The organism is Bacillus sp. UMB0728 (assembly GCF_002858875.1).
GTDB lineage: Bacteria > Bacillota > Bacilli > Bacillales > Cytobacillaceae > Bacillus_AB > Bacillus_AB infantis.
Genome location: NZ_PKLA01000001.1, coordinates 753,369 through 767,756, shown reverse-complemented (window position 1 = coordinate 767,756; position 14,388 = coordinate 753,369). Strand labels below are relative to the sequence as shown.

The 14,388-nt window shown below is 43.8% G+C and carries 19 protein-coding genes; 13 read left to right on the top strand and 6 right to left on the bottom strand.

What is annotated here, in order from left to right; translation table 11 throughout:
• The first annotated feature begins 27 nt into the window (after positions 1–27).
• The 3 genes from CYJ37_RS27030 to CYJ37_RS03885 all read left to right on the top strand — a co-directional run bounded on the left by CYJ37_RS27030 (position 28) and on the right by CYJ37_RS03885 (position 2,088).
• Positions 28–177 carry a hypothetical protein gene (locus CYJ37_RS27030; RefSeq protein ID WP_180827238.1) on the top strand — a complete coding sequence of 50 codons (150 nt, stop codon included), beginning with the start codon at positions 28–30 and terminating at the stop codon, positions 175–177.
• A 468-nt stretch (positions 178–645) separates the two neighbouring features.
• Complete coding sequence (locus CYJ37_RS03890) at positions 646–1,491, top strand: aldo/keto reductase (RefSeq protein ID WP_101547976.1); 846 nt, start codon at positions 646–648, stop codon at positions 1,489–1,491.
• Between the two features lie 111 nt (positions 1,492–1,602).
• A complete protein-coding gene (locus tag CYJ37_RS03885; protein ID WP_101547974.1) occupies positions 1,603–2,088 on the top strand; it encodes a GyrI-like domain-containing protein in 486 nt (161 codons plus the stop codon).
• Positions 2,089–2,121: 33 nt separating this feature from the next.
• Here the strand turns inward: CYJ37_RS03885 and CYJ37_RS03880 are convergent, their stop codons facing one another.
• Positions 2,122–2,367, bottom strand: coding sequence for a DUF2164 domain-containing protein (locus CYJ37_RS03880; RefSeq protein WP_101547972.1), 246 nt, complete (start codon positions 2,365–2,367; stop codon positions 2,122–2,124).
• A 150-nt stretch (positions 2,368–2,517) separates the two neighbouring features.
• On the opposite strand from CYJ37_RS03880, the gene CYJ37_RS03875 reads away from it, so the two are divergent.
• From CYJ37_RS03875 to CYJ37_RS03865, 3 genes are read left to right on the top strand one after another with little or no spacing between them, the layout of a single operon-like run.
• On the top strand, positions 2,518–3,069 hold the full coding sequence (locus CYJ37_RS03875) for a DinB family protein (RefSeq protein WP_101547970.1): 552 nt from the start codon (positions 2,518–2,520) through the stop codon (positions 3,067–3,069).
• Positions 3,066–3,518, top strand: coding sequence for a hypothetical protein (locus tag CYJ37_RS03870; protein ID WP_101547967.1), 453 nt, complete (start codon positions 3,066–3,068; stop codon positions 3,516–3,518). The genes CYJ37_RS03875 and CYJ37_RS03870 overlap by 4 nt, the downstream gene beginning before the upstream one ends.
• A gap of 9 nt (positions 3,519–3,527) precedes the next feature.
• A complete protein-coding gene (locus CYJ37_RS03865) occupies positions 3,528–3,725 on the top strand; it encodes a hypothetical protein (RefSeq protein ID WP_101547965.1) in 198 nt (65 codons plus the stop codon).
• A 141-nt stretch (positions 3,726–3,866) separates the two neighbouring features.
• On the opposite strand, the gene CYJ37_RS03860 is transcribed toward CYJ37_RS03865, so the two are convergent.
• From CYJ37_RS03860 to CYJ37_RS27025, 3 genes are all read right to left on the bottom strand, one after another.
• Positions 3,867–4,595, bottom strand: coding sequence for a ZIP family metal transporter (locus CYJ37_RS03860; protein WP_101547963.1), 729 nt, complete (start codon positions 4,593–4,595; stop codon positions 3,867–3,869).
• Positions 4,596–4,690: 95 nt separating this feature from the next.
• The gene (locus CYJ37_RS03855; protein ID WP_101547961.1) at positions 4,691–4,930 is read right to left on the bottom strand and encodes a hypothetical protein; all 240 of its coding nucleotides are present in this window, start codon (positions 4,928–4,930) and stop codon (positions 4,691–4,693) included.
• A 314-nt stretch (positions 4,931–5,244) separates the two neighbouring features.
• Positions 5,245–5,385, bottom strand: coding sequence for a hypothetical protein (locus CYJ37_RS27025; protein ID WP_180827263.1), 141 nt, complete (start codon positions 5,383–5,385; stop codon positions 5,245–5,247).
• Between the two features lie 152 nt (positions 5,386–5,537).
• On the opposite strand from CYJ37_RS27025, the gene CYJ37_RS03850 reads away from it, so the two are divergent.
• The 3 genes from CYJ37_RS03850 to CYJ37_RS03840 all read left to right on the top strand — a co-directional run bounded on the left by CYJ37_RS03850 (position 5,538) and on the right by CYJ37_RS03840 (position 9,623).
• On the top strand, positions 5,538–5,963 hold the full coding sequence (locus tag CYJ37_RS03850) for a MarR family winged helix-turn-helix transcriptional regulator (RefSeq protein ID WP_101547960.1): 426 nt from the start codon (positions 5,538–5,540) through the stop codon (positions 5,961–5,963).
• Between the two features lie 80 nt (positions 5,964–6,043).
• The gene (locus CYJ37_RS03845; RefSeq protein WP_101547958.1) at positions 6,044–7,801 is read left to right on the top strand and encodes an ABC transporter ATP-binding protein; all 1,758 of its coding nucleotides are present in this window, start codon (positions 6,044–6,046) and stop codon (positions 7,799–7,801) included.
• A gap of 49 nt (positions 7,802–7,850) precedes the next feature.
• Positions 7,851–9,623 carry an ABC transporter ATP-binding protein gene (locus CYJ37_RS03840; protein ID WP_257964184.1) on the top strand — a complete coding sequence of 591 codons (1,773 nt, stop codon included), beginning with the start codon at positions 7,851–7,853 and terminating at the stop codon, positions 9,621–9,623.
• Positions 9,624–10,298: 675 nt separating this feature from the next.
• On the opposite strand, the gene CYJ37_RS03835 is transcribed toward CYJ37_RS03840, so the two are convergent.
• Both CYJ37_RS03835 and CYJ37_RS03830 read right to left on the bottom strand, forming a co-directional pair.
• Complete coding sequence (locus CYJ37_RS03835) at positions 10,299–11,324, bottom strand: DUF4179 domain-containing protein (protein WP_101547954.1); 1,026 nt, start codon at positions 11,322–11,324, stop codon at positions 10,299–10,301.
• A complete protein-coding gene (locus CYJ37_RS03830; RefSeq protein WP_101547952.1) occupies positions 11,321–11,884 on the bottom strand; it encodes a sigma-70 family RNA polymerase sigma factor in 564 nt (187 codons plus the stop codon). Before CYJ37_RS03830 ends, CYJ37_RS03835 begins: the two co-directional genes overlap by 4 nt.
• Before the next feature lie 194 nt (positions 11,885–12,078).
• Between CYJ37_RS03830 and CYJ37_RS03825 the strand changes: the two genes are divergently transcribed.
• From CYJ37_RS03825 to CYJ37_RS03810, 4 genes are all read left to right on the top strand, one after another.
• A complete protein-coding gene (locus CYJ37_RS03825) occupies positions 12,079–12,333 on the top strand; it encodes a DUF3949 domain-containing protein (RefSeq protein ID WP_101547950.1) in 255 nt (84 codons plus the stop codon).
• Positions 12,334–12,450: 117 nt separating this feature from the next.
• Positions 12,451–13,545, top strand: a complete 1,095-nt coding sequence (locus CYJ37_RS03820; protein WP_101547948.1) for a threonine aldolase family protein — start codon at positions 12,451–12,453, stop codon at positions 13,543–13,545.
• Between the two features lie 32 nt (positions 13,546–13,577).
• Positions 13,578–13,763 carry a zinc ribbon domain-containing protein gene (locus CYJ37_RS03815; protein ID WP_101547946.1) on the top strand — a complete coding sequence of 62 codons (186 nt, stop codon included), beginning with the start codon at positions 13,578–13,580 and terminating at the stop codon, positions 13,761–13,763.
• A gap of 18 nt (positions 13,764–13,781) precedes the next feature.
• Positions 13,782–14,306: a GNAT family N-acetyltransferase gene (locus tag CYJ37_RS03810; RefSeq protein WP_101547945.1), complete on the top strand. Its 525-nt coding sequence runs from the start codon at positions 13,782–13,784 to the stop codon at positions 14,304–14,306.
• Positions 14,307–14,388 lie beyond the last annotated feature (82 nt).

The following is a 14,388-nucleotide window of genomic DNA, read 5'->3' as shown; positions in this document are numbered from 1 at the left end:
TATTTCATGAGGAAGAGAGAATAGTGGTTGCAGAGGAGTGAACTGGAACCACTATTTCAGGAAGAAGAGAGAATAGTGGTTCCAGAGGAGAGAGCTGGAACCACTATTTCAGGAAGAAGAGAGAATAGTGGTTCTAGAGGAGAGAGCTGGAACCACTATTTCAGGAAGAAGAGATAATAGTGGTTCCAGAGGAGAGAGCTGGAACCACTATTTCAGGAAGAAAAGAGAATAATGGTTCCAGAGGAGAGAGCTGGAACCACTATTTCAGGAAGAAAAGAGAATAATGGTTCCAGAGGCGATAGCTGGAACCGCTATTTCAGGAAGAAGAGAGAATAGTGGTTCTAGAGGAGTGAACTGGAACCACTATTTCAGGAAGAAAAGAGAATAATGGTTCCAGAGGCGATAGCTGGAACCGCTATTTCAGGAAGAAGAGAGAATAGTGGTTCTAGAGGAGTGAACTGGAACCACTATTCAAGATAGAGAGAAAATAATGGTTCTAGTAGTGTAAGCTGGGACAGCAGTTTCAGGGAAAAGAGAGAATAGTAGTTTCTGAAACAATGAACAGCAAAGTCCAAACCCCGCAGCATGGTAAAACATCCAAAGTATGGTAAGGTAATAGTATGACAGAAAAAGGAGTGTGGAAAGATGGTTAATGGGATACCTGAAGTAAAGCTTAATGATGGATTGTCCATTCCCGTGATCGGGCTGGGTACATATCAATTAAAGGGGAGTGCCGGTGCCGAGTCGATCCGTAATGCGATTGATGAGGGAGGATACCGCCTGCTGGATTCTGCCTATAATTATGAAAATGAGGGTACAGTCGGAGAAGCTGTAAAAAGAAGCTCTGTTTCGAGGGAGGATTTGCTCATCACTTCAAAGCTCCCAGGACGCTATCATGAATCTGCAAAAGGGATGATTGCGATTGAAGAATCCCTTTTCAGAGCAGGCCTGGATTATTATGATATTTATTTGATCCACTGGCCAAATCCTAAAAAAGAATTGTATGTTGAAGCCTGGCAAACATTAATAGAAGCAAAGAAAAAAGGGTATGTCCGTTCAATCGGTGTCTGTAATTTCCTGCCGGAGCATCTGGACAGGCTGGAGAAGGAGACAGGAGTTAAACCGAGCATAAACCAGGTCGAATTGCATCCTTATTTCAACCAGGAAGAACAGCGTGCCTATCATGAAAAGAACAATATTCTGACAGAGTCTTGGAGCCCGCTTGGCCGCGGCAGCGATCTTCTCGGAAATGAAGAAATCCAGAAGATTGCTGAAAAACATGGGAAATCCATTGCCCAGGTGGTTCTCCGCTGGCATTATCAGCTGGGAGCTGTTTCCATTCCTAAATCATCTTCTGCTGAAAGACAAAAAGAGAATATTTCTATATTTGACTTTGTACTGGACGGGCAGGATATGGCATCCATTTCAAGATTAAGCCACCCTGGCGGCAGGCTGCATGACCAGGATCCGGCCAATTATGAGGAATTTTAATCAAAGATGAGCTGGCTTCAGCTCATTTTTTTATGCCCAAATTTTAGTGAATTGGGGGGAATGCCTGCTTTCCTTGTCGAAATAAGATGTTAAAAGGAAGGAGCTGGCAGAATGCAGGCGAATTTGAAACATAAAAAAAGGATAGTTGAGATGGCGGAGGTTCATCTTATCGGCTTTCGCGTACTTTGTGAGGGGAGCCAATACATAGAAGAAATACCCAAGGCAGCTAAAAGGCTTCTGGAGCGGGTCTCCGAAATCCAAGGTGTCAAGGATGGCGGACGGCAGATTGGGGCATTTGTAGCAGAAGCTGCTTCAGAGCATGAAGATGGTTATTGGATCGGGGTTGAAACGGACCGAAACAATCCGGTACCAGAAGGAATGACGAGTCTGACTGTCCGGCCACAAGGGTATGCTGCCATCCATCATCATGGGCCGAACACCGATATCCGACAAAGCTATGAAATATTGCACAGGTGGATGGAAGCAGAGGGATATGAAAGGGCCAAAGACTGCTGGAATCTGGAGATTTATGAACATAATAGTGATCCTGACAATACTGAAAATGTGGACGTGGAGCTATTGGAATCCATTAAATAAAGAAAGCCCGGATTATTTCCAGGCCATTCCATCTTATCTTTTTATCGGGCGCTGCAGCGTCAGGATTTCTTCTTCCATTGAAGCAAATTGCTGTTCCACAACGGTTTTGGCATCTGAAACGGCACTATTATAAAAATGAGGGGCAAGTGTCTGTTTTATAAAATCGAGCACCCTTTCAGCCGCAAATTCTGATAAATCTTCGTCACGCTCCTGCAGGAAAAACTCCTGTATATCGGAAATCATGGTTTGCTGCTGTTCTTTCGTCAGTTTAATGAACATATTTATCACTCCTTCGGTCTGCACTTACTATAGTACAAGTGACGGAGCAAATCCAAGACTGTTATTTTCCTGAAATTTATGTACAGCAGGTAATTGATAAATGCATGGAATAGAATATTAGAGATTATAAACAGAAGGGGGAGTTGAGGAATGAATTTTAAGCTGATTGAAGCAATGGAAGTGCTGGAGCGGACACCGCGGGTCTTGGAACTTTTTTTGGAAGGGCTGTCTCCAGGATGGCTTGGGGCCAATGAAGGGGAAGGAACCTGGAATCCTGTCGAAGTGGTCGATCACCTGATAGAGGGAGAAAAGCATAACTGGGTGCCTCGCCTTAGGTTTATGCTGGAAAAAGGGGAAGAAGAGCCATTTCCTCCTTTTGACCGTTTTTCCCACTTGGAAAAGGAGGAACAGACTGTCGCCCGGAAGCTTAAAGAATTTAAAGAGATGAGAGCTGAAAACCTTTCTCTTCTGAGGGAACTAATGGGGAATGAAGACATGCTCGAAGCTGCAGGAAAGCATCCGGCATTGGGAACCGTGAAGGCTAGGGAACTGATTTCCACCTGGGCAGTGCATGATCTTACCCATCTTTCACAGATTACAAGGGTTATGGCAGAAAGATATCGTGAGGATGTCGGACCTTGGGTGGAGTATCTGGGTATACTCAGCAGAAATCGAGATGCCGGGTCAGGAGAAGAAAAGTGAGAATCCGAAGATTGTTCTTTTCGTCAAGCCTTCTATTTCTTTTGATTGCAGTATATCCAGGCATTGCTGGGGCGACCAAATGGGCGAGCAGCTTTGTTGTGTGGGAAGGCTATCAGTATACAGTACAGGAAGAATATATAGAAAAAAGTGAAATTGAGTCAGAAATCGGGCAAGTGACAGCTTATTCTGATATGGAGCCTTTGAGCGGTAATTTTTCCAATAAGTTCCGGAAAGGAAGCAAATACTTCTCGATAAAAGGAGTCAGTACCGAAGAATCGATTGCAGTGGAAGCAGGGAGCGGGACATATGCAAGAGCTGACAGAAGTGGAGAATATACATTTGTAAATGAGGAAAAAAATTCAAAGCTGCTGCTTATCCCTGGTCTTGTTGTTATTTTTGTTCTGGTGATGGCGGGTACAGTGATTGCAGAAACAAAGCTTAAGAAATAAGGAGGGACCATGGCTAAATATATCAGCATTTTTTTTCTGGGGATCGGGTCCAGCATCATCTTGTTTTTTATTTTTGCAAGCCTTTTTGCTGACAGTTCACCGGGAGAATTCGCGGCAATGACTTTTGGCTGCATAAACTTGATCTTATGTTCCTTTTTGATTGCACTCTTGTATTATGTTATTGATCTAATTAAAAAACTGAAATAGGCAACCATGCAGCTTAGATTCTGCGGCAGTTGCGATTATTAGGGCTGCTGCCGCAAACGAAATTTTCAAGGATGGTTCTGTCAATGTTTGGTCAACTAAAGCTTATTAAGACATTTTCTGCAATTGAATTGCCTCTTATGCTTAAGAGGCATTATCCAAAATAATGGAAACGAGCAGACCAAGGGAAGCGACAAGCCCTGTAACAGGACCGCTGTCTTCATAGGCTTCAGGCATCATCGTTGAAGCGATCATGCTGATGATGCCTCCCCCTGCAAAAGAAGCAATCCCTGCCATCACTTCAGCAGGGGCCCCGGCAAGAAGGCTGTAGCCTGAGAGTGATGCAATGGCAGAGATAGCGAGGACAGTGAACCAGAGCAGAAATATCTTTGCATAGGAATAGCCGCTTTTTTTCATGCCGGCAGTACTGGAGAGGCCTTCAGGAATATTGCTGATGAATATGGCGACGACTAAAAGGAAGCTGACTGACTGGCCCTCAATCAAACTGGCTCCGATCATGATCGATTCAGGAATTGTGTCAATTACGGTGCCGATAAAAATGGCCATTCCTCCGCTTCGCGCAGCCATATGGCTGGACCGTTTCCGTTTGTCTGCACCTCTCCGGGAAACAATGCTGTCCAGGATGGTAAAAAGGAGGGCGCCCGAGAGAAATCCTATGCTTGTGGCGAGGATTCCGCCTTCAATGACGGCATTTCCAATCAGTTCATAAGATGCTGCACCGATCAGGACGCCTGTCCCGAATGCCATAATCAGCCCGATGACCTTTTGAGGGATTTGCAGCAGCATTGATGCCATTGCCCCCAATAGGACAGCAGATCCTGATATTCCTCCCCACAACAATGCATTCCACATGCCGGCCCCTCCCCGTTATTGCAGCTCTCTTAATTCTCTTTATAGAGTGCACAGTTGAAGGCTAAACATGCCTATTAGAATTTCGTTTAAGATGACTAGGCACCGGCCAGTTTGTTATTGTGTCCCCAGTATCTATGCAAGGAAGTCAATAAAGTCCAAATATCTGTAAAATGAGAGGACGTTTCGGTGTCCAGCTCAAAAAGGATGAAAGCTTTCTTTTCGTATTTAATGATGGCATAGGGAATTTTTTGCTGATTTGAAAGGGTGAGGGTAATTTCGGTCTGCGGGTATCTCTCCAGTAATTCCAGTAGATTTATTAGGTGGCCTTCTTCCAATCTCAGGACTCCTTCATTTGAATGGCTTTAATAAAAAGAATAGCAGAGGTTGAGTGGGGTTTCCTGTTTGGATGTGTTGGGGTATGTTTTTTCTGGTGCGTTCTTCATTATATTGCTCAAAGGCTAACGCAATGCAATAATAGCTATATCGCCACCTTTTTATCAACTCCAGATATGTTTAAGGTGTGATATAGGGAATCGCTATAAGTGCAGCCATTTTATTTTCTGAAATACCTGTCATTTTTTCAATTTATAATATCCGGCAAAAAAGGAGAGCCGTCCGGGCCGCTCCTTATCTTTGCCGGCCACAGCCGTCACATATTCGTTTTAGGATTAGTGTTGATTCTTCCGTTAGTATTTTCTTTTTCATGCCCGTGAACCTGATCTCCGCCATCTCCCTTTTCCTTGGCAATCTTTCCTCCAAGGCTTACATTGGGAAATTCTTTTTCCGCCATACCAATCACCTCCATAAAAATAAAATAACCAATCTGAAAGGTTTTTATTTTGGTGCAATGCTGGCTGCTTTAAGCTGCTGTTCAAGTCGTTGACTTTTTGCTGAATATGATATCTAATAGTATTAGATAAATTAAACTTAAAGGTGCTGGTTATGGATTATAAGGATTTAGTAGATGAATTTTTCCAGAATATAAGCAAATCACCGAAGATGCCTTTCCAAAAGAAGGTCAATGATCTTTCCCATGGGGAAAGGAGTATATTGGGTTACCTGACATTTATTCATAATGACGTTACTTCAGGTGAACTGAGTGAAAAGCTGTGCCTTTCGACTCCAAGAATAGCTGCTGCATTAAAGAACCTGGCAAAGAAGGGATATATCGAGCGAAGCAGGAATGATAAAGACAAGCGGCTTGTCATCGTTTCGATTACACCAATTGGAAGGACTTTTGTGATGGAAGAGCATGAAGAAGCTAAAAGAATTGTCGAAAAAACCTTCAGGAAGCTTGGAGAACATGATGCAAAAGAATTCGTCCGCATTGTGAAACGCATTGAAGAAATCCATAAAGAAATGGAATGATCTTCAGCCGCTCAATGCGGTATATCTGGACTAATATCTAATACTGTTAGATAAAGAAATATCAAGGGGGAATTTGGCGGATGCTTGCTATGTTTAAGCATTTTAAGGGGAAAGATTGGCTGCTTGTCCTGTGCAGCCTCGTATTTATCATTATCCAGGTCTGGCTTGATTTAAAGCTGCCTGAATATATGCATGAAATCACCATGCTGGTCCAGATTGAAGGCAGCAGTATGGGCGATGTCCTTATTCAGGGCGGCTACATGCTATTATGTGCCATCGGCAGTATGGCTGCTGCCATGATTGTCGGCTTTTTTGCCGCCCAGGTTGCTGCCGGGTTTGCCGTACGCTTGCGCGGAATGGTGTTTGAAAAAACAATGTCGTTTTCGATGGAGGAAATCAATGGGTTTTCAACTCCAAGTCTGATTACCCGTTCGACCAATGACATAACACAAATCCAGCTGCTGATTGCTGTTGGATTGCAGGCGATTGTCAAGGCGCCGATACTGGCTGTATGGGCCATTTTAAAAATAATGGGCAAGAGCTGGCAGTGGACTGCAGCGACCGGGATTGCTGTTGCCGTTCTTATGGTGATGCTCGCTGTCATCATTGTCATTGCCCTCCCTAAATTCAAAGTGATCCAGACTTTAACAGACAACCTGAATCGCGTGACAAGGGAAAACCTTACTGGAATCCGGGTAGTCAGGGCCTATAATGCTGAGGAATTCCAGGAAGACAAGTTTGAAAAGGCAAACAGCGAGCTGACGAGGACCAATCTTTTTACAGGCAGGACGATGGCGATCATGATGCCGGTTATGACATTGATCATGTCGGGAATCAATCTTGCCATCTATTGGATCGGTGCCTTTATCATCAACAATGCTGCTTTGCCAGACAAACTGACTCTTTTTTCTGATATGGTCGTGTTCTCTTCTTACAGCATGCAGGTCATAATGGCTTTCATGATGCTTTCCATTATCTTTGTGATGCTGCCTCGTGCGACGGTATCCGCAAAGAGGATCAATGAGGTGCTGCAAACAGATTCCAAAATCCTTGACGGCAGCTTAAGAGGGAATGAAGCAAAAGCTGCAGGGGAGATTGAGTTCCGGAATGTAAGCTTCAAATACCCGGATGCGGCAGATTATATCCTGCAGAATATCAGCTTCACTGCCCATAAAGGGGAGACTGTCGCTTTTATCGGATCAACAGGCAGCGGAAAAAGCACCTTGCTTAACCTGATTCCCCGCTTTTATGATGCCACAGATGGCGAGGTGCTGGTTGACGGCATCAATGTTAAAGAATACAGGCAGGAAGATCTCCGCAATAAGCTTGGATATGTTTCGCAAAAGGCTGTATTGTTCAGCGGCACAGTATCGGAGAATATCGCTTACGGCACCGGGAGGACAGAACCTGAAGAGGAGATAGAAAGAGCGGCAGAAATAGCGCAGGCCTCTGAATTTGTTGAAAAGTTGGAAGACCAGTATAAAGGCGCGATTTCCCAGGGAGGAACCAATCTTTCAGGCGGCCAGAAGCAAAGGCTGTCCATTGCCAGGGCCATTTATAAGCAGCCGGAAATTTATCTGTTTGATGATTCCTTCTCGGCACTTGATTATAAAACAGACAGGCGGCTGCGGTCACTTTTGAAAAAAGAAACCAGTGACAGCACAACCCTGATTGTTGCCCAGCGAATCGGAACCATCAAAGATGCAGACCGCATTGTAGTGCTGGATCAAGGAAAGGTTGCCGGCATCGGTACGCATGAAGAATTGCTGGACAGCTGCAGTGTGTATCAGGAGATTGCATATTCTCAGCTGTCAAAGGAGGAACTGGAAATTGGCTAATAAAAAATCTAACCGCAAAAGGACTGGGCAAAAAGGCAGGGCAGAGGCTATGGGGCCTGCAGGCGGGCAAAAGCCAAAGAATTTCAAAAAGACTATTAAGAAGCTGGTTTCCTATTGCAGGGCCTATCTGCCGTTTATTGTGACTGCCCTTGTTCTTGCAATGGCAGCATCAATCTTCAGTATCATCGGTCCAGACCTTCTCAGCAGGATCACTGACCTGATTGCAGAAGGACTGATGGCGAAAATCGATTTGGACGAAGTAGTAAGTATTGCTTCCATCCTCGCCTTTTTATACGGATTGGGTTTTCTGTTCAATTATATTCAAGGATTCATCATGGCAACAGTCACCCAGCGGGTATCCAAGAACTTAAGGAGTGATTTATCCTCCAAAATGAACCGGATGCCTTTGAAATACTTTGATTCAGGCAGCACCGGAGATGTGCTAAGCCGCGTGACAAATGACGTCGACCTGATCGGACAAACGATGAATCAGAGCTTAAGCACATTGGTATCAGCCATCACAATGTTCCTCGGCTCGCTCGTCATGATGTTCTATACAAACTGGATCATGGCTGTATCTGCCATTCTTTCAACATTAGTCGGTTTTGTGTTTATGAGTTTCTTAATATCCAAGTCTCAGAAATACTTTGCCCAGCAGCAGGCAGAGCTGGGAAGGCTTAACGGCCATATTGAAGAAATATATTCAGGCCACAGCGTTGTAAAGGTATATAATGGAGAGCCGGAAGCAAAGGCAGCCTTCCACGAAATCAATACAAGGCTGTACGAAAGCGCATGGAAGTCGCAGTTCCTTTCAGGACTGATGATGCCGATTATGATGTTTGTCGGCAATTTCGGGTATGTCGTAGTATGTGTGGTCGGCGCAGTGCTAGCGGTAAACGGCTCAATTACATTCGGCGTAATCGTCGCGTTCATGATCTATATCAGACTGTTCACCCAGCCGCTTTCCCAGCTTGCACAGGCAGCCGCAAATCTGCAGTCGACAGCCGCTGCAAGTGAGCGTGTTTTTGAGTTTCTGGCTGAAGATGAGCTGGAAAATGAAGATAATAAGAAAACTGTTCTCACTGATGTCAAAGGGGAAGTTGAATTTAAGAATGTCCGCTTTGGCTACAGTGAAGATAAAATGATCATCCATGATTTTTCTGCTCTTGCAAAAGCAGGGCAGAAAGTTGCAATTGTCGGACCGACAGGGGCAGGAAAAACAACCATCATCAACCTGCTGATGCGCTTTTATGAAGTAAATGGGGGAGAAATCCTGATTGATGGTATACCGAGCAAAGAACTAAGCCGCGAAAAACTGCGCAGCCTGTTCTGCATGGTGCTTCAGGATACATGGCTGTTTGAGGGGACAATCCGTGAAAATATCGTCTATTCCAGAAAAGGTGTAAGTGATCAGGAGGTAGTGGAAGCAGCCAAAGCCGTTGGCCTGCATCATTTTATCCAGACGCTCCCAATGGGATATGATACCATCCTTGACGATAAAGCCAATCTTTCAGCTGGACAGAAGCAGTTAATTACCATAGCACGGGCCATGGTAAAAGATGCGCCGCTCCTCATTCTGGATGAAGCGACAAGCTCTGTCGACACACGCACAGAAGTATTGATCCAGGAGGCGATGGATAAGCTGACAGCAGGCAAAACTTCATTTGTCATCGCCCACAGGCTATCCACCATCAAAAATGCCGACCTGATTCTCGTCATGAAAGACGGCGACATTATCGAAAGCGGAAATCACGAAGAACTGCTGGGGCAGAATGGTTTTTATGCTGATTTGTATAATAGCCAGTTTGAGGATGCTTCTTAAGAGTAGATCAAGTGTGGTTTTGGTTTGTTGAGGATAAACAGTTCATTTGGTGAATCAGTTTAATAAATTTTATATTGGGATTAAGAGTTATGAAGAAGGAACCATTTTTTTAGCCGAAAGACAAAATAGTTTAAACGAGAGAACTGGACAAAAAGTACTTTCCAACTAGTCGGGAAAAAGATACTAATTACCGCACCGGAACTAGAGGGTCTCTCTTATCGGTTAGGGAATCAGGTTTATGTGTCTGTCTGATTTATAGTGGGAAGGATTCCGCTTATTTAGAAATTACCACTAAAAACTGGCCATATAGACGGAGAAATTCCGCTTAAAGACTCAAAAAGCGTGAGAATGTGATGATTTACTTTGCATAAGCGGAAAATCTCACCTTATTTTTCTCAGAACGAGCTCTTTTCTGTATTTAGACGGAAAATCTCCGCTTATTTTTCTTTTGCAGGTTCAACCTGTCTAACATTATGGGGTCACTTCACAATGGCATCCTTTGATATTTGCAGAAAATTGAAGTCATTATTTTAAGGGAAAGCTAAAATAATGAATCCCGCAAGAGATAGAAGAAGTCATTATCTCACCCGAGAGCGAAATAATGTTGCATTGAGAACTATGCGACAAATCCCCATAAAAAAAGAAAAAAACCGGCATCATGCCGGGATTTTTCAATTAATCTGCAATATTTATTGTGACCGAATCCATTTCTTTCTCCATTAATTGTTTGCCTGAGCCTTTGGAATAACTGATCTTCGGTACGAAGGTAAGTGTTTCTGCCTTGGCGTCGAGTGAATATATGGTTGTTTTCCAGTCGAATGAAACACCATTATCATGGCTGACACCGCCATTACCTTGAATTTTATATTCATTCCCAAGATTATCTTTTACATCTGACATTTCGACAGTCACGAAAGGATACTCATCCAGCGTTGATTTTTCAACTATAAAGCCATAAGTGAGAACTGCTCCCAAATCAGTTTTTTTCAAAGAATTAAAGCTTAGGCTGATATCATCGTGCTTAACCGTCCTGGACAGTTTCTGTACATTACCATTAAGCTGTTCGAGCGAGAACTGAAATTTCCAATCACCTTTGAACTGCTCGTTAGTCGCCCTATTTTCAAATACTTTCGGCTCCCACTTCACCAGAATTTCCTCCGGATTGTTACCGCTGAAATGAGGGGTTACTTCTTCAATGCCGGCATAGGTTGTGTCGTTAATTTTTTCTATGGTGCCTGTCCCACCCATGCCAGTAGCATCTTCCACGTCTAACCAACCTTCCGAACGAGGTGTTGCACCAAGTTCTTTGTCCGTTTGGATAGCGTACGTTAGGATGATATTAGTACCGTCATATACAGCATCCTCAATCATGATATCGATACCATTGCTTGATTCAACTTGATTGATAACGGTGGCCAAATCGCTGTAGCTTCCCGGAAGTTCTTTATCCGAAAAATAGGAAAGGATACTTTGGAGAAAGGGAACCTGGTTCGCGACAGCCGGTACGGATACCAGGCTGGCTGAAACAACCGCTGTTACGAGAATGGCTGCTGCGGCCATATGTGCTGGTTTAAATCTCTTTCTAGGACTGCTCTTTGAGAGTATATAATTTCTCATCTCTGCCTTCTGCTTATCGGACAATGGTTCTGGTTCAATATCATCCACATCCATATTTAATAGCAGTTCTACATCTTTATTCAAAGGAATCTCTCCTTCAGCTTATGATTTTTTGCGAGTTTTTTCTTACCCCGATACAGGCGGTTATCTACAGCGGCGACAGACAGGCCGAGCGATTCGGCGATTTCTGAGGCTGACAGGTTCAGGTAGTACTTTTGGATAAATATATCCCTGTCCAATTCAGGGAGGGTGCTAAGGGCAAGGAGCATAGTGTTTCGTTCTTCTTTTCTTACCAATTGCATCTGGACATCCTGCTGCCCCGGGTACTCATAGATCATATGATCATCCTGCTCCCGCACTCCCTGCCGTTCAAGCTGCCGAAACAGGTCAATGCTTTTATATTTGGCGAGCATGCCGATCCATTTCTTGAAATCCTCCGGTTTTCCTTCAAATCTGCTGGCCTGCTCCCAAACCGCCAGGAAAATATCGTTCAAGCATTCCTGGATTGCGCCGTTTCCATAAGCCGATAAAGCTTTCCGGCAGATTGCGTGGACAAGGGGCGAGTATTCATCAATGATATATTCAAGGGCATCTTCTTTTTTCTTCTTTAGCCGCTTGATAAAATTCCGATCATTACATTTCATCTATATTCTCCTTTAATTTTCGAAAAAGCTTTTTCATTAACTATATCGGAATCCGGAAAAGAAAACTCTCAGCTTTTATCATTTTTTTTTTGTTTACAATCAAAGGGATTGAAAGGGAAAATTTTGAAAAATTGAAACCTATCCAGCTTTCAATCGTAAATATAGGAAAACCCTCTGGAAAGGAGCTGTAAATAATGGACAGATTAATTTTCTTATGGGCTGCCGGAATATACCTGCTGCTGTCGCTTATACTTGCTCCAGTTCAATATCGATATATAAAAGAGCTGAAAAAAATGGATCAGGAGCGAAAAGCACAAGGAAAAGCTCAGGATGAGTTTTATGACGACATGACCTTTGAGAATCAGCTGTTGCATTATAATGCTCAAGGGTTCCTCTTTTGGGGAGCGAACCTGATTGCCTCTTTATTTTACAAACTCAAAAAGGGATAAGACTAAGAAGGGCAACCATTATCGGCGGCCCTTTTTTTCTGGAAGCGCCGCAGCCATAGACCCGGCAGCACGCTTTGGGATATAATTCTATTATTCTGAAAAGACAGGAGAATACATATGCATACTAAATCGCTCCAGGAATCATACAGCTTGGCTAAATATCCGCTCGCAGGCCATGGCAAGCGGAATGTAGAGGTATTGAAAAAGGCATTCGAACATATCAGCGGCGACATTGAGAGTGAAATGTATGGGAAGGGGAAGGTAATTGAGGACTTCCAGGATAAAATGGCAAAGCTGCTCGGAAAGGAGGCTGCTGTTTTTTTCCCAAGCGGTACAATGGCCCAGCAGATAGCTCTGCGCATCTGGTGCGACGAAAAGGGGATTGCGAAGGTGGCTTACCATCCTTTAAGCCATCTTGAAATTCATGAAGAAGACGGGTTGAAAAAGCTGCACCATATTGAAACTGTTCTCCTCGCAGACAAAACAAGGGTGATTGAGCTTGAGGATGTCACCAGCATGGAAGAGGAGGTTGCCTGCCTGCTGCTGGAATTGCCTCAGCGGGAAATCGGCGGACAGCTTCCTGATTATGAGACATTGGAGAAGATATCGGCCTATTGCCGGGAAAAAGGGATCAAGCTGCAGCTTGACGGTGCCCGATTACTGGAAGTGCTTCCGTTTTACGAAAAAACAGCCGCAGAAGTGTGTTCACTGTTTGATAGTGTTTATATCTCACTCTACAAAGGGATCGGCGGGATTGCCGGCGCCATTCTTGCTGGAGGCAGAGAGTTCACCGAAAAATCAAAGATATGGAAACGCCGCCATGGAGGCGATTTGATCAGTCTTTATCCTTACATACTTTCTGCAGACTTTTATTTCGACAGGCGTTCAGATAAAATGGCAGATTATTATCAGGATGCTAAGGAGCTTGCAGAAATGTTTAACAGCAGCAAAGGTATTTCTACTTTGCCAACAATACCAGTATCCAATATGTTTCATGTCTATTTACAGCATCGGAAGGAGGAAATCGAGCCGATCCTGACGGAAGTCCAGGAAGAAACAGGCGTAGGGTTTACTGGTAACTTAAGAGATAAAGAGGGTCATTCATGCTATTTTGAGCTCAGCATTGGCGATATGTATAGAGAGGTGCCAAAAAAACAGTTGGAGAAGGCCTTCCAGCTTCTTCATGAGAAGATGGCCAATGTGTTTGCCTGAGTTAGTAAAAGCTTGCTGAGAGGAGGTTAGAGATGACCGAAGAACAAGTTTGTCCTCAGTGCGGTTCAGCAGAAAGTGGAACTGGCGAGTTTAAAGGCTATGGATCAATTTTTAAGAAAAAAACCGTCCTGAAATATTCAGAGGTGGATGCCATTTTTTGTGCGAAATGCGGTTATGTCCACTTTTTCAAAGTAAGAAATCCGGAGAAGATACTTTAAATCAAGGAGAGATTTAGTTTGGTACAGAGCGTTAAAGAGAGATTCTCAATAAGGGAAGCAAAGATAGAAGATGCTAAAAGTCTTTCAGATTTGAGAGTGAAGATCGATGGCGAAACAGAGAATATGGACAGGGAGAGCGGTGAAAATTTCATCGATGAAAAAGGATTCGAGAGAGTCATTGTAAATGACAGCAAGCAGCAGAACCATCTTTTCCTGGTAGCTGAAGCGGAAGGCAAACTTGTCGGATTTTCCCGCTGCGAGGGCTCCAATTTAAGAAGAACTTCCCATAAGGTGGAGTTCGGAGTATGCGTTCTTAAAGATTATTGGGGAAATGGAATCGGTAAACAGCTTCTGATTGATTCCATTCGATGGGCAGAAGGGGCTGATATTAAAAAAATCACCCTTCAGGTTCTGGAAACGAATGAAAATGCCATCCAGCTTTATAAAAGATATGGCTTTGAAATTGAAGGTGTATTGAGAAAGGATAAGCTGCTGTCTGACGGTAAATATTATAGCACGGTGGTTATGGGCAGAATTTTGTAAATTCCCGTGGATGTACCGGTTATGAAGATACCAGGTACGATTTTCCTGGCTTTAGCGTGGGGTCCGCCTCAAGGTGGTCATA

What these genes read in the sequence shown, in the direction of transcription:
- CYJ37_RS03850 (WP_101547960.1), top strand. Translation starts at nt 5,538, where the DNA reads ATGGATTATAAGGATTTAGTAGATGAATTTTTCCAGAATATAAGCAAA.
- CYJ37_RS03815 (WP_101547946.1), top strand. Translation starts at nt 13,578, where the DNA reads ATGACCGAAGAACAAGTTTGTCCTCAGTGCGGTTCAGCAGAAAGTGGA.
- CYJ37_RS03840 (WP_257964184.1), top strand. Translation starts at nt 7,851, where the DNA reads ATGGGGCCTGCAGGCGGGCAAAAGCCAAAGAATTTCAAAAAGACTATT.
- CYJ37_RS03880 (WP_101547972.1), bottom strand. Translation starts at nt 2,367, where the DNA reads ATGTTCATTAAACTGACGAAAGAACAGCAGCAAACCATGATTTCCGAT.
- CYJ37_RS03885 (WP_101547974.1), top strand. Translation starts at nt 1,603, where the DNA reads ATGCAGGCGAATTTGAAACATAAAAAAAGGATAGTTGAGATGGCGGAG.
- CYJ37_RS03830 (WP_101547952.1), bottom strand. Translation starts at nt 11,884, where the DNA reads ATGAAATGTAATGATCGGAATTTTATCAAGCGGCTAAAGAAGAAAAAA.
- CYJ37_RS03865 (WP_101547965.1), top strand. Translation starts at nt 3,528, where the DNA reads ATGGCTAAATATATCAGCATTTTTTTTCTGGGGATCGGGTCCAGCATC.
- CYJ37_RS03860 (WP_101547963.1), bottom strand. Translation starts at nt 4,595, where the DNA reads ATGTGGAATGCATTGTTGTGGGGAGGAATATCAGGATCTGCTGTCCTA.
- CYJ37_RS03820 (WP_101547948.1), top strand. Translation starts at nt 12,451, where the DNA reads ATGCATACTAAATCGCTCCAGGAATCATACAGCTTGGCTAAATATCCG.
- CYJ37_RS27025 (WP_180827263.1), bottom strand. Translation starts at nt 5,385, where the DNA reads ATGGCGGAAAAAGAATTTCCCAATGTAAGCCTTGGAGGAAAGATTGCC.
- CYJ37_RS03890 (WP_101547976.1), top strand. Translation starts at nt 646, where the DNA reads ATGGTTAATGGGATACCTGAAGTAAAGCTTAATGATGGATTGTCCATT.
- CYJ37_RS03825 (WP_101547950.1), top strand. Translation starts at nt 12,079, where the DNA reads ATGGACAGATTAATTTTCTTATGGGCTGCCGGAATATACCTGCTGCTG.
- CYJ37_RS03845 (WP_101547958.1), top strand. Translation starts at nt 6,044, where the DNA reads ATGCTTGCTATGTTTAAGCATTTTAAGGGGAAAGATTGGCTGCTTGTC.
- CYJ37_RS03875 (WP_101547970.1), top strand. Translation starts at nt 2,518, where the DNA reads ATGAATTTTAAGCTGATTGAAGCAATGGAAGTGCTGGAGCGGACACCG.